The sequence below is a fragment of the Candidatus Cardinium sp. cByotN1 genome (genome assembly GCF_022810525.1).
Lineage (GTDB): Bacteria > Bacteroidota > Bacteroidia > Cytophagales > Amoebophilaceae > Cardinium.
In genome coordinates this window covers 1-13,484 of sequence record NZ_JAACGG010000025.1, presented here as the reverse complement: position 1 = coordinate 13,484, position 13,484 = coordinate 1, and the positions used below count along the sequence as shown (strand labels likewise).

General features: G+C 36.0%; 12 protein-coding genes and 1 tRNA gene. 9 read left to right on the top strand and 4 right to left on the bottom strand.

From position 1 onward, the window contains the following. Positions 1-121 precede the first annotated feature (121 nt). A complete protein-coding gene (locus MUW73_RS00965; protein WP_243018102.1) occupies positions 122-994 on the bottom strand; it encodes a deoxyribonuclease IV in 873 nt (290 codons plus the stop codon). Positions 995-1,107: 113 nt separating this feature from the next. On the opposite strand from MUW73_RS00965, the gene ppa reads away from it, so the two are divergent. From ppa to MUW73_RS00935, 6 genes are all read left to right on the top strand, one after another. Further along, on the top strand, positions 1,108-1,635 hold the full coding sequence (ppa, locus tag MUW73_RS00960; protein WP_243018103.1) for an inorganic diphosphatase: 528 nt from the start codon (positions 1,108-1,110) through the stop codon (positions 1,633-1,635). A gap of 36 nt (positions 1,636-1,671) precedes the next feature. Further along, complete coding sequence (locus tag MUW73_RS00955) at positions 1,672-4,173, top strand: DNA gyrase/topoisomerase IV subunit A (RefSeq protein WP_243018104.1); 2,502 nt, start codon at positions 1,672-1,674, stop codon at positions 4,171-4,173. A gap of 151 nt (positions 4,174-4,324) precedes the next feature. Continuing rightward, positions 4,325-5,101 carry a hypothetical protein gene (locus MUW73_RS00950; RefSeq protein WP_243018105.1) on the top strand — a complete coding sequence of 259 codons (777 nt, stop codon included), beginning with the start codon at positions 4,325-4,327 and terminating at the stop codon, positions 5,099-5,101. A 304-nt stretch (positions 5,102-5,405) separates the two neighbouring features. Then, entirely contained in the window at positions 5,406-6,311 is a 906-nt protein-coding gene (locus tag MUW73_RS00945; protein ID WP_243018106.1) for a hypothetical protein, read from the top strand. Positions 6,312-6,333: 22 nt separating this feature from the next. Continuing rightward, positions 6,334-6,882: a dTDP-4-dehydrorhamnose 3,5-epimerase gene (gene rfbC, locus MUW73_RS00940; protein ID WP_243018107.1), complete on the top strand. Its 549-nt coding sequence runs from the start codon at positions 6,334-6,336 to the stop codon at positions 6,880-6,882. A 296-nt stretch (positions 6,883-7,178) separates the two neighbouring features. Beyond that, complete coding sequence (locus tag MUW73_RS00935) at positions 7,179-8,453, top strand: ankyrin repeat domain-containing protein (RefSeq protein WP_243018108.1); 1,275 nt, start codon at positions 7,179-7,181, stop codon at positions 8,451-8,453. 372 nt (positions 8,454-8,825) lie between these two features. On the opposite strand, the gene MUW73_RS00930 is transcribed toward MUW73_RS00935, so the two are convergent. The 3 genes from MUW73_RS00930 to MUW73_RS00920 form a co-directional block, all read right to left on the bottom strand. Continuing rightward, complete coding sequence (locus MUW73_RS00930; RefSeq protein ID WP_243575161.1) at positions 8,826-9,386, bottom strand: phosphatase PAP2 family protein; 561 nt, start codon at positions 9,384-9,386, stop codon at positions 8,826-8,828. After that, positions 9,364-10,062 (bottom strand): tRNA (guanosine(37)-N1)-methyltransferase TrmD, encoded by a 699-nt coding sequence (gene trmD, locus MUW73_RS00925; RefSeq protein ID WP_243575160.1) that lies wholly within the window; start codon positions 10,060-10,062, stop codon positions 9,364-9,366. The genes MUW73_RS00930 and trmD overlap by 23 nt, the downstream gene beginning before the upstream one ends. Positions 10,063-10,108: 46 nt before the next feature. After that, positions 10,109-10,183 (bottom strand) — tRNA-Met (locus tag MUW73_RS00920). A gap of 84 nt (positions 10,184-10,267) precedes the next feature. Here MUW73_RS00920 and MUW73_RS00915 point away from each other — a divergent pair. The 3 genes from MUW73_RS00915 to MUW73_RS00905 all read left to right on the top strand — a co-directional run bounded on the left by MUW73_RS00915 (position 10,268) and on the right by MUW73_RS00905 (position 13,279). Next, entirely contained in the window at positions 10,268-11,824 is a 1,557-nt protein-coding gene (locus MUW73_RS00915; protein WP_243018124.1) for an LptF/LptG family permease, read from the top strand. Positions 11,825-11,962: 138 nt separating this feature from the next. Next, positions 11,963-12,460, top strand: coding sequence for a helix-turn-helix domain-containing protein (locus tag MUW73_RS00910; RefSeq protein WP_243018123.1), 498 nt, complete (start codon positions 11,963-11,965; stop codon positions 12,458-12,460). Between the two features lie 348 nt (positions 12,461-12,808). Next, entirely contained in the window at positions 12,809-13,279 is a 471-nt protein-coding gene (locus MUW73_RS00905) for a helix-turn-helix domain-containing protein (protein WP_243018122.1), read from the top strand. The last annotated feature ends 205 nt before the right edge of the window (positions 13,280-13,484 follow it).

Here is a 13,484-nt window from a genome sequence, read left to right as displayed (position 1 = left end):
TTGCTTACTTTTTTATCAAGAAAAAAGTAACAACAAAAATTCATTTTCTACTAATTGAGTCAACGCAAACCAAAAAGTTGCTAAATATAATCGAAGAAAAACCACAGTCGTGAACGGATACCTAAAAACTTTGCAAAAGTTTGATTTCTTTTATCCACATAGTGTCACCATTAGGTGTTTCTAAATATTTAGGAATGAGTTTAAGTTTGGGATGTTGCATCATCGCCTTAAAGCACGCCATGCCTATTTCTCCATTCCCTAAGTTAGCATGTCGATCTTTTCTTGAACCAAGTGGTGTCATGGAGTCGTTAACATGTAGGGCATAGAGATGGTTTAGGCCAATGATTGACTCAAATTTAGCCAATGTATCTTCCCATTCGGCAAGTGTACGAATAGCATACCCTGCTGCAAAAACATGGCAGGTATCCATGCAAACCCCAATAGGTACTACCTCTTTGACTTTTTGGATGATATAGGCTAACTGTTCAAATGAATGACCAACCGTAGAGCCTTGACCTGCAGTAGTTTCTATAAGCAAGCGTAAAGAGTTCTCTTTTTGAAAAAGTGGTTCAAGTGCCCATAAGCTTTGCACGATTCTGTCTAAACAAGCAGTGGCATGATCACCCGTTGCAGCACCTGGGTGAAAGTTTAAATAACTGATCTTTAAAGCTAAACAACGTTCTATTTCCTCTACAAAGGCACTGCGGCTTTTGGTTAATAAGGCTTCTTGGTTGGAGCCCAGATTGATTAGGTAGCTAGCATGGCTCATAACCTGTTGCATAGAGGTAGTCTCCAGCGTATCATGCCAGCTACTCAGCTCTGCTTTGTTTAATGGTCTGCCGGCCCATTGGCGTTGGTTGCTCGTAAAAAGCTGTATGGTAGTAGCACCTATTGTAGCGCCATGCAGTAACGCTTTCTCAAGCCCCCCTTGAGTAGAAGTATGAGCGCCAATAAGTGATTTAGTTTGATGTATTGTTGTGGAAATTGCTACCATATACGTTTAAGGTTTTTCTATATTAGCATAGCAACCTATGGTTTTCTATCTAAATTACATGATTCACCTAATATAGACTATATTACTGGTTATTTAATTAAATCTTAAACGGAATGAACATAGAAAAAATATCATCAGGAGATGATTTTCCAAATGATCTGCATGTCATCATTGAAATTCCGATGCATCATGATCCTGTAAAGTATGAAATGGATAAGTCGTCTGGTACCTTATTTGTCGACAGGTTTATGTCAAGCCCTATGTATTATCCTTGTAACTATGGATTTGTACCCCATACTCGTTCTAACGATGGAGACCCAATTGATGTTTTAGTAGTAGCTACTTATCCTATTATACCTGGTGCAGTCATTAAAGCTAGACCTATTGGCGTATTGTTGATGGAAGATGAATCTGGTTTTGATGAAAAAATTATTGCCTTACCTATTAAAAAAGTAGCACCTGAGTTTGCACATATTGACCATATTGAGCAATTAAGCGCCCTTTTAAAAGGTCGCATTCTACACTTTTTTAGCCACTATAAAGACTTGGATAGTGGAAAATGGGTTAAAGTAAAAGGATTTGAAGGGCAAGAGAAGGCTATAGCACTTTTGACAGAAGCTGCGCAAAATGTTATAGGGTAGTTAGTCGGGTAGGTAATAGATTTCTTCTTGAAGATTATGAACGAAACATCCGACTTAGAACAAGACACTAATAACCTAGATAATACCGTGGCTTCCGTAGGGACTATGGAAGCCATGTATGAGCAGTGGTTTTTAGCATATGCTTCTTATGTAATTTTGGAGCGAGCCGTACCTGCTATAGAAGATGGTCTCAAACCTGTGCAGCGTCGGATTCTCCATGCCATGCAGCTAATTGATGATGGTCGTTATAATAAAGTAGCCAATATTGTAGGTCAAACCATGCAATACCATCCCCATGGCGATGCATCTATTACAGAAGCCATTGTAGTCATAGGGCAAAAAGAATTATTAATAGATACACAAGGGAATTGGGGAGATGTACGAACTGGAGATAGTGCAGCTGCAGCTCGTTATATAGAAGCCCGTCTTGCGCCCTTCGGCAAAGAAATTTTGTACAGCCCACAGATTACAACCTGGCAGCTAGCTTATGATGGCAGAAAAAAAGAGCCTCGTACCCTTCCGGTTAAATTTCCCCTATTGTTGGCCCAAGGCGTAGAGGGGATTGCGGTAGGACTAGCTACTAAAATTTTGCCCCATAATTTTATAGAGTTGATACAAGCCTCTATAGATTTACTTAAGGGTAATGCCATTAACCTTTTTCCAGATTTTGCAACAGGTGGTTTAGCAGATTGTAGTCATTACCAAGCAGGCAAAAGGGGAGGAAAAGTCCGGGTGCGTGCCCTTATACTAGTCCGAGATCAGCAAACATTGGTGATCACCCAAATCCCTTACGGAACAACGACTACTAGTTTAATTGAATCTATTCTAAAAGCACATGAAAAAGGCAAAATAAAAATTAAACATGTAGTGGACAACACTGCAGAAGATATTGAAATCCTGATTAACCTACTTCCTGGTCAATTAGCAGAAACCGTTATAGACGCACTGTATCTATTCACAGATTGTGAGGTAAGTTATGCACCTAATGCTTGTGTGATTCAGGATGACAAACCTGTTTTTGTAACCGTTCATGAGCTCTTAGCCTATACGGTAGACCGTACCACTGCTTTATTGGAACAGGAATTGCTTTTAGAGGAGCAGGCATTAAAAGAAAAAATATTTTTTGCCAGTTTGGAAAAAATTTTTATTCAAAACCGTATCTATAGGCAGATAGAGGATTGTCAAACCTGGGAAGATTTACTCATGACCATAGCAGACCATCTAAAGTCTTATGATTTTTATCGGCCGATTGTAGAAGCAGATTTGGTTCGTTTAACCGAGATTAAAATTAAACGCATTTCACAATACGATAGTCTCCGTGCACAGGAGACATTAATCCAGCTCCAAACCAACTTAGCTACTACCATACATCATTTACAGAACTTGAAAGATTATACCATAGCCTGGTATAGCGGTTTGCTTGAAAAATATGGAAAAGGTCGAGAAAGAAAGACAACCTTAACTAACTTTGATACTATTGAGCCACAGGATGTAACGGCAAAGGAGTATAAGCTCTATGTAAATCGTAAACAAGGTTTTATAGGTTATGGCCTTAAAGGAGAAGAATTTGTTGAACTTTGTTCAGATATAGATGATGTGATCGTAATAGGTAAAGATGGCCAATATGTTATTACTAAAATAGCAGATAAACTTTTTGTAGGGAAAGATATTATGCACGTTTCTGTTTATGATAAAAAAGATACAAGACGCTGCTATAATCTAATTTATGTGGATGGTGCCACCGGTATAGCCTTTGCCAAACGGTTTCAGATTATAAGTATGACACGTGATAAAACTTATGATCTCACCTTAGGTACACCGGGTTCTAGAGTAGTCTATTTAAGTTCACATCCTAATGGAGCTGCCGAAATCGTTACCATTTTACTCTCTCCTATTAGTAGAACAGCTAAAAAGAAGTTTGAATTTAACTTTGCTGATTTATCTATAAGAGGACGTGCTGCCAAAGGTAATATCTTAACCAAGCATGCTATTTATAAGGTTCAACCGAAAGCACAGGGGCTTTCTACCCTAGCTGCCGTGGAGCTTTGGTACGATTCTGCTACTGGTAGCATAGCCCCTAAGGGCAAAGGGCAATTATTAGGTCTTTTTGGCCCAACAGATAAAATATTGGTAGTCTTTAAAGAAGGTAAGTATCTTGTAACCACTTATCCGTTGCCTTTTCGACTAATCCCGGATCGGATTGTCCTTATAGAGCGATTAAAAGATTCACATGTGCTTTCAGTGGTTTATTACAACAGTGTAGTGCAAAACTATTTTGTAAAGCGCTTTGTGGTAGATGTACGGGTTTTGGATAAGAAATATAATATATTCTTTTCAGAATCAAATAATTGCGTCTTAAAAATAGTTACTTCTTTTCTAGCACCCAAATTACAATTGCACTATTTGGTGGATACGACTAATAAAGATAAACGATCAATTATGTATGATTTAGAAAAAGTGGCTGTTAAGACTACTAAGGCTAAGGGTACTCTACTTTCTAGAAGCAAAATTACACAAGTAGATTTATGGAATGAATAATTTTTTTTCTTGGTAAGAATAGCTTAAAATTGGGTTATTTTTAGCATCAACTATTCATATACTAGGCTTGTTGCTTTTATAACTTAGCTGTTTAGTCTCAAGTCATTGTGCTATGCGATTAAATCATTTTAACTGCCATCTAAAAAGTGATATGAAAAATACTGTACAAAAAATTATAAGTGTAATGGCATTATCAGCCAGCTTGCTAAGTTATACATCAGCCTTCGCTATAGCACCCGATTCTGACCAGGTAGTGAGTGGTAGAGAGAATCTTTCGTGGTCTATTGGTGTAAAAACACTTACTAAAGGTTGTTTTCAAGTTCTTGTACACCGTTCTGCTAGTGGTGTAGAGCTGGCTATCGATATTTTTGTAGGTTTGAAACTGTCTGATAAAGTATCCATGCAAAGTGGTTTGATCTGTGGTTACAACGATTTGTATACAGCAGGTTATGATGCCTGGAAAAGGGAGGTAATGGATGGTTGGTCTCTTGTTCATAAGCCACCTACAAAAACTAAATCCACAGTATTGTTAGACGTAGATAAAGTTACATTTTATGCCATTAGTATTCCGTTATCTATTCGCTGGTATCCAGGCAGCGGTCGGCAATTTGCATTACATGGGGGACCTCGTTTGATGATACCTATATCTAAAGTAGAACAAATTTGCTGTGGGTATTTCATCCTTGATCAGAATAGTACCTTTTGGGATCAGTTTGTAGATTTTATTCACGGTAAATCAAAGAATAAAGCATCTAACAAGTCGCTTAATGAGATTGCACTTCCATCTTATTTAACCTTTGACTTTGGATTTGATTACACATTTAAATCTGGGTTTATAATAGGTATGAATGGGTTAGGTACTCAAATAGGCTATGATTTTACGCACCTGTTTACTAAACAGGCACTGGCTATGCCGGTCGATAATTAGTAATTAAAAAGCTTTGTTGTATCCATTCAGTATTATAGTGGAGCTACACAAAAAATGCCCTCAGTAAAATAGTTGTTTGCTGCAACTCTTTACAGAGGACTTGATTTTTTGTCCATTTTTTGATCAATCGAAAGGGGAATTAAAAATTTTTTTACCAATATCTTGAAGAAATATGCTTTTGTTTTTGTAAAAAGTTTTATTTTGATTCAAAAGAGGAAATGGTGGTTGCTCAAAAGCTTCATTTAATTGAAGTTTTTTTCTTTGCATAACTTTTGCTGTAGTTGTCAGCTAAAAAAACAGTTTAATGGTGACGAAAATACAAATTTCTGTGATGCTTGTTGCATTATGCACATTTTTTGTAGCTCATCATTCGGCTTTTCCTATAATGCCTTCCACTACTTCAGTGGAACAACCCGTACAAAAGAATGATTTTTTTGGTAAACAAGCCAAGTTTTTCTTGCCTTTTGGCATAAAAGCTTGGGCAAAAGTAGATAAAAAAGTTATTCAGAACCGTTGGGCTCTTGGTGGTGAAATAGCTATTGGTCCTGTTATGGAATGGCATCCTTTCAATGGAATAGGTATTCAAATAGGATTGCTTTATAGCTATAACGCCTTTTTTACGGTATGTTTTTCACTTGACCGTAAAAGATTTTTGGATACAAGTTTGTCCTCTTTTAGCGCACGTGTTCTAAATGCAATTGATGCTTTATCTACCAAAGGTGAAGGCTATATAGCCCATGGTGGTTTGGAGCATATAGCATTTCATGCAATAAGTATCCCCTTGTTTTTTGAGTTGTATCCAGAAAAAAGTCGCAGGTTGGTATGTTATGGAGGCCCTCGTTTCCTATTGACCTTGTCTAATCTAGCTATAAAAGAATTTTGCCCTGTCTATATTGATACGTCTAATATTAAAAAAATATTACTTGAAGCCTTGGAAAGAGCTAAAAATCTCGATCCTGATAGTATTACTACCCTTGATGCTATAACCAATATAGCTGAAGCTGGTCTATTGCAAATATATCGCTCTATTTTTAATCTTAATGTTCATCCTTATTCTCATCCTTATCCAGGCCAAAACCAACTTCTTCATAAAAAGCAACGCTATTGGGATATCGTTTGGGATTTTGGACTTGAGTTTAGAGCAAAATCTGGATTTGTAATAGGTATGAATGGGTTAGGGGTTGTACTGGGGTATCGCTATGTAAAATAATTTCTTCTCATTAACCAAAGTCATGCAGCTAGACGAACCCTATCTTGTAGATCTTGTGTTGCTTAGACCTACTATACATTATGATAGCAGAGGTTATTTTTTTGAAACCTACCATAAAGAAAAATATAAAGCAATGGGCTTAGATCTTTGTTTTATACAAGAAAATCAATCTTTATCTAAAAAAGGAACGGTTCGTGGCCTTCATTACCAGTTGATTCCTTATGCACAATCCAAATTGGTTCGTGTGGTAGATGGCGTTATATGGGATGTGGTAGTAGATTTGCGTAAGGGAATGGATACTTTTGGTAAATGGCAAGGATTTTTACTTTCTTCAGAAAATCAACATCAAATTTTTATTCCTAAGGGTTTTGCCCATGGCTTTATAGCGTTAAGTAACCAAGCTATAGTGGCTTATAAGTGCGATGCATACCATTGCCCAAATGCAGAACAAGGTATTCATTTTCAAGATCCTACATTAAATATTCCTTGGGAAGATTATGGTAACCCTCAAATTATTTCAGCAAAAGATGCCGCATGGCCTCTTTTCCAAAAGGCAGTCTTTAATTTCTAAATATTTATGTGAACAATAGCCTTCTTGTGAAACCCTACTTCTATTGCTAATTTGCACATCGAGCTAATCTTTAAAGTTTCGCGTATATCTAATTAGGAGCTGGTTTTGCAAGCAGTCTATTATTGATTATAAATTTGTTTTTAAAAACTGTTTGTTAAAACATTAAAAAATACTTGCAAAACTCAATTTATATTTATAAAATAACATTTTTTATTACAAAGCAACTACCAGCGTTTTTTGTATGTATAAATTTAAGGCAGCTATACAAGGCTATTGATCCTAAATACGGAATGGTTATGAATCTGCTAGTTTTAGTACAAGATAAATTGCAATCTATATTACATGGTGTAATTTTAATATCTATCGTTACTTGTAGTAAAGTGCCCTTTGTACTTTCTGTTCGTAAGCGTACGCAAGAGGCTGAAAATAGGTCATCTAAGCCTAATAAGCAAGCTAGCGTTTGCCGTTCTAAAACATCATCTCGCTATCTTGGTAACGAGCTTCATTGGGCCGTTATCCATTGTGATGCACATGGTGTTGAAAGGGTATTCCAATATAAGTCAGTAAACCGCATCAAGCGTGTACTGAAACAAAATGACAGTTGGGGAGTCCCCCCTGTATATTGGTGTTTAAATACTAATAATGTTTTAGATAAGCAACACCCGGCTCGAGGAAAAAACTATTTATCTATATTCGAGCATTTTTTAGATAATCCTCATTTTAATCTTTTTATACGAGATAAATTCGATAGAAACCTGCTCCATTGGATAGTTATTAATAAAAATCTAGAAGCGCTGCAACTGATATTGGCTCAGTTTATAACTAACCATTCAGCCAAACTCAAGAAGCTAATCAAAAAGGACTCGTTTGGTTATCCTCCTTTACATTATCTAGTTGTAGATCATTTAGATACTTGGACTAAAGCACATTCAGCTATACTGAAATATTTTTTAGAGCATGATTTAGGTGATGTTAATGCAAAAGATGCTGAATATTTACCTTTGTTATATTGGTTAATTTACTATAACCAGTCAAAGCTTGCAGCAATAGTATTAGCATCTCAGCAGCTAGAAACATTTAGAGCGTTTATCTCTAACGCACTTGACCAATCTTGCAGCCCTCGCTTTGGCCGTAGCCATAGACCTTTGACCTTAAAACAGTTATTGGCCTCTGTAAAGGCAATTTTAGAGGTGTCTGTAAAGTTTTTAAAAACTGCTGATCAAGTAGATACAGATGTAATTAATACAAAAAAAATGTTATTAAACAGATATTTTGGTGTGGATGTATGCAATCAACCCATTAACGGGGTGTTAGATATACTCAAGTTAATCTTAGAATCATATAAGTTTGAAAAAGCAATCAAGCGCTTACAACAAAACCCATTATTGGATGAACTTAAAGAAGACATAGAGGATATCTCAAAAATATTTGACTGTCCAATTTATAACGCTGAGCAAGGAAACGGACTGATATTAGACTCAAAGCCAGTTGATGAACAAAAAGTAAAAGATTTTATAAAAGAAACCTACAAAAAATATAAATCGCTAGAGGGGTATCTGCTCCAAGTGTAACTATTTTAGAAGGGGGGGGGAGTCTACTTCTGCCACAGTAGTGAATAAATGTCCTAAAGGAGCCATGCTTTAAACGCTATATAAGTCTTATGACCCTTAGGACATCGTATCTGTTCCTGACACTGGTAAAAAATGAATTTTTGTTGTTACTTTTTTCTTGATAAAAAAGTAACCAAAAAATCAAGCGCTGATGAAAAAAGTGGCTGAAAGCTTCGTTTACAGCTGGAAAAACAGGAGCCTACCTGTAATCCATCTCGGCAATTGTTTTTCTTTTCATCTGTAAACTGCGCTTTCTGATTGCACTTTTTTCAAAGGGCGCGTTTTTTTCCTAGCATAAGCCATAGTGGTGAACGGAAACTAGGACATTACTACTTAGGTTTTATCCTTACAGCTTCGATTCCTTGTTTCATAAAATCGATGCACCCACCATCCTATAGCGCAACCAACCATGGCACCAAATAAAATATCTGATGGATAGTGCACCCCACCATATATTCGACCATACGAAACAATAGTAGCCCATATAAAAAATAACCAGCTAAAGCGATATATAGTTTTAAAAGTTCGCCAAAAAAGCATTGCAAAGGCATATGTATTGCTCGCGTGAGATGATGGAAAACCATATATGCCTTTATAGCTACCTAACAGATGGATCTCTGTAATCGGCATCACATAGCAAGGTCGGTATTTTGCAAAAAATGGTTTGAGCCATGTAGCAGAAGATTGATCTGAAATAACAATCGTGAAGATAAAAAGTAGCACAGCATCCCACCCCAATCTTTTTTTAATAAAAAATATGAGCCAGATATATAGGGGAGTCCAAAAAAAAGAATTAGTTACCAATAAAAAAATAATATCCATAACTGGATGATGAAACTGGTTTAGTATAAGAAACCATGTTTGGTCAAACCTATTGAGCATGGTTAACATCATCAGTAGCTAACAGATAGGGTCGTCTTGTTTTAGTTCTAGCCAGCGTTTCTTGTTGCATCCAGGCTTGAATAGCTTTATGATTACCAGAGCATAACACATCTGGAACCTTTTTACCCTCAAAATTATAAGGTCGTGTATAAGCAGGTGGTGCTACCAATCCATCTTGAAAAGAGTCCGTTAGTGCAGAAGAAGCATCTGATATAACACCTGGTATGACTCGCACCATAGCATCCGCCAAGACCAGTGCAGGCAATTCACCTCCAGAAAGCACATAGTCACCAATACTAATTTCTAGCGTAATAAAGTGCTCACGTATCCGCTCATCTATTCCTTTATAGTGGCCACATAATAATATCAAATGCTGCTTAAGGGAACATTTATTCACAAGATCTTGTTCTAGTGGCAGGCCATCTGGGGCCATATAAATAACTTCATCGTAGACTCTTTCTTTTTGAAGTGCTTTGATGCAATTGGCAATTGGTTCTGCCATTAATAACATACCAGCTGTTCCACCATAGGGGTGATCGTCAATTTTACCATGTTTGTAGGGGGTATAATCACGTAAGTTATGTATGCATACCGAAAGGTATTGCTGTTTTATAGCTTTTTGAAAAATAAAATGTCTAAGTGGACTCTCAAACCACTGTGGACAACAAGTGATAATATCTAGCCGCATCCAAGTAACAGAAATGCTTTGTTAAACATAGCTATGTAAAAATATGTAGCGAGGAGGGGAGTTGAACCCCTGACCTTCGGGTTATGAATCCGACGCTCTAAACCGCCTGAGCTACCTCGCCCTAGATTACCTTTATTAAGTTCTATAGGTATAGTAGTTAAATTGTTTCTATATTTAGGGTAAATTTAGGCACAAATTTATAAAAATGAGCAATATTGGTATTAAAAAAATTGACAAACTACTATTACGTACGTTTGTAACTACTTTTATACTATTACTTATGTTGGTATTATTTGTAATGGTCATACAAACTTTTTTCGCCGTATTTAGCCATATTGCAGGTAAAGGATTGGGCATCCGGATTTACTCAAAGTTGTTGTTTTACTTATGTTTAAATATAGTCCCTGATGCTTTTCCCGTTGCGATTCTCATGACCTCTCTTATTGTTTTTGGTAATTTTTCTGAAAGCTGTGAATTAACAGCCATGCGTTCTGTAGGCTTTTCTTTACAACGTACCCTACGGTTGCCTTTTATTTTTATTCTTGTTTTAAGCAGTACGCTCTTTTATTTTCAACATTACATTTACCCAAATAGTAAACAGAAAATTTTTGCTTTAGTAAGTGATATTTGGAAAAAAAAATCTGCTTTGTTTATTCAACAAGGTATTTTTTGTAACAATATACCAGGATATAGTATTCGAGTAGATAAAAAATCAACTGATAATGAGTCTATGGAAGGTATTATTGTATATGATTATACTAAAAAGTATGGAACCGTTTCTATAATAACTGCAGCGCAAGGTAGGCTCTACACTACGCCAGATGAAGGCTATTTGGTCATGGAATTGACCAATGGGCATAATTATGTAGAACCTTTACCTGCTAAACATGATGATGCTACGTCTGACCAAAAACCATCTTTTTATAGAAATAGTTTTTCAAGCCAAAAACTAAGGATTAGTTTAGAGGCACTTAAGCTTGGTAAAACAAACGCTAAATACGCTCTTGAGCCAAGAACAAGAACTCGCCCACAGCTAAAAAAAATGATTGAAGAAAGGGTGCAAGGGTTAGTAGATTATCGTAAAAATAGTCAAAACTTCCTGGTTCAAGAAGCTATTCATTACTATGGGATAGAGCCATCGAGCCTACCATTGAATCATGGTAAAATCGAGGGATTAGCATCAACGCTTCAAACAACTAACCAAGATGCTGATTTTATTTTACTTAGAGATCGGCTTGTAGAAAAAAAAATTAATTCAGGTATAGAGTCCCCTACCCAACCGCATGACTATACCTTACAACGGGTTGTTCAGGATGCATTGTATCATGTAAAGAAAAGAAAACAAGCCTTAATCCATCAAATAAACGATGAAAATATAGTTCAGGCAGATCTCAATGACGCTTTATACCAGCAGGAGCATCGTTGTGCCATTGCCGTACGATGTGTGATTATGTTTTTACTAGCAGCTCCTTTAGGTTGTATTATTAGACGAGGTGGTTTTGGCATATCTGTAATCATTAGCTCTTTTTTTATATTGCTAGAGTATATTCTTTCTATATTTGGCAGGGATTACGCTATGTCAGGTGCCATCTCCACTTTTATGGGCGCTTGGCTGCCTAACTTTATGCTATTGCCTTTTTGTTGCTTTTTTTTGGTAAAGGCCGAGCAAGGAAGAGGACTATGGTCAACCGATTGGTACGTTTTTTATATAAAATTTAAAAACAAGATTAAGCGAAAAACTACTACAACACTAAGGTCATAAATTGAATTTATTACTTTTAATAAAAGTACACTTAACAATATTAATACAACATATGCGCAATTACTTGACAGTTATATTGGCAAATTTGATCTAAAATAGTACTTTTTTGTGTTGCTTGCCGTCATGTATATTGTGCACATGGAAGAGCATACAGAAAAACATCAAGGAAAAATAGTTGAGGCAGCTATTAAAGAAACGGGTTACCAAATGAAGGCAGTAGCTAGGGAGTTAAATATTGCCCGTAACACCCTTTATATTAGATTAAAGGAAGCTCAGTTAGAAGATTCATTTATTATAAATGTTAGTAATATCATACACTACGATTTCTCTAAAGTCTTTCCGGAAGTATATGAACGAGCTAAAGCTAAGGTGAAAAATAAGCCTGAGCGTTTCTATTCAGATCAGCCTGATCAGTCTGGCTCATCTGATGAATTTCCTCAGTTACCATACTATGAGCATGTATATAAAAATCCATATTTTATTGAATACAACTTATTAATTCGAAAATATGTCAGACTGATGGAGGATTACCGTACCTTGTTGAAAATTTTAACTGCTATAGCCAATAACAATGAATTAATAGGTGTTAAAAAAGAAATTACGGAGTTTTTAGAAAATGAAAAAAAAGAAGACTAAATACAAAAGTTTCTTTTCATAAAAGTGTTTAGTTCTTCCCTAAAGTAGCAAATCTTACTATCTTAAGCATAGATTACAATTTTATTATCCTACTTGAGTAAATCCATTGCTAGGACAATCAAGTCAACGTATCATTATTTATTTAACTATTACATTCACCTACTTTAAATTAAGTATAGATTCGCATTCAGTACTGTGGTAGGGTTATCTACCCTAAAAAAGGCATCTGCCTTAACTTTTATCCAGGCCTTGATTTTTGATCTAAAAGTAGTTTGAAAAAATTTTTACCAATGCTGTGAACAGATACGGTATTTTTTTGTTTTGCTTGCAGCTATTTATATTGCAGTTATGGAACAACACAAAGGAAAAATAGTAGAAGAAGCCATTAAAAAGAGCGGCTTTCGAATGAAAGCATTGGCTAATAAGCTAGGTATTGCCCGAAATACCCTTTATACTCGGCTAAAGGAAGCTGATATAAAAGATTCATTTATTCTAGCTATTGGTAGGATTATACACTATGATTTTTCTAATGATTTTCCAGGTATAGATCAAAAGAATGAAAATAAGTATAGGTTTCATGCTGAGGCCCCTGATTACGAGCTTCAAGAAAATAATTATAAGTTGAGCAGTGACTCTGCTGTTATAAAAGATCCTTATTTTGATAAACTACAAGAATTAAATAAAAAGTATCTGAATCTAATGGAAGATTATAACAAACTTTTGCAAATTTTAATTCTGCTAGCTAACGATAATGAATTAATCGGTATTAAGCAGGACATTGTAGGGTTTATAAAAAATATTCAGAGTCAGAAAGATTAAAGTAGTTGTATCCATGCAACGTATGCATGCAAGGCTATAGCAGTTCTAGGAAAAAGGCCTCTTGTAAAATAGTTGCGATGAGCAATCACCTATTAGAGCTAAAAAAACAGAACTCACCCGCTGAGTGGGTTCAAACAAGCTGTTTGTTTCCGTTCACGACTATGGCTTATGTTAGGGAAAAAACCCGCACTTTTTTCATCAGCGC

Excerpts from the sequence above, each read along its gene's own strand:
- MUW73_RS00935 (WP_243018108.1), top strand. The coding sequence starts at position 7,179 with ATGAATCTGCTAGTTTTAGTACAAGATAAATTGCAATCTATATTACAT.
- rfbC (WP_243018107.1), top strand. The coding sequence starts at position 6,334 with ATGCAGCTAGACGAACCCTATCTTGTAGATCTTGTGTTGCTTAGACCT.
- MUW73_RS00955 (WP_243018104.1), top strand. The coding sequence starts at position 1,672 with ATGAACGAAACATCCGACTTAGAACAAGACACTAATAACCTAGATAAT.
- MUW73_RS00965 (WP_243018102.1), bottom strand. The coding sequence starts at position 994 with ATGGTAGCAATTTCCACAACAATACATCAAACTAAATCACTTATTGGC.
- trmD (WP_243575160.1), bottom strand. The coding sequence starts at position 10,062 with ATGCGGCTAGATATTATCACTTGTTGTCCACAGTGGTTTGAGAGTCCA.
- MUW73_RS00930 (WP_243575161.1), bottom strand. The coding sequence starts at position 9,386 with ATGATGTTAACCATGCTCAATAGGTTTGACCAAACATGGTTTCTTATA.
- ppa (WP_243018103.1), top strand. The coding sequence starts at position 1,108 with ATGAACATAGAAAAAATATCATCAGGAGATGATTTTCCAAATGATCTG.
- MUW73_RS00945 (WP_243018106.1), top strand. The coding sequence starts at position 5,406 with ATGGTGACGAAAATACAAATTTCTGTGATGCTTGTTGCATTATGCACA.
- MUW73_RS00915 (WP_243018124.1), top strand. The coding sequence starts at position 10,268 with ATGAGCAATATTGGTATTAAAAAAATTGACAAACTACTATTACGTACG.
- MUW73_RS00905 (WP_243018122.1), top strand. The coding sequence starts at position 12,809 with ATGGAACAACACAAAGGAAAAATAGTAGAAGAAGCCATTAAAAAGAGC.
- MUW73_RS00950 (WP_243018105.1), top strand. The coding sequence starts at position 4,325 with ATGAAAAATACTGTACAAAAAATTATAAGTGTAATGGCATTATCAGCC.
- MUW73_RS00910 (WP_243018123.1), top strand. The coding sequence starts at position 11,963 with ATGGAAGAGCATACAGAAAAACATCAAGGAAAAATAGTTGAGGCAGCT.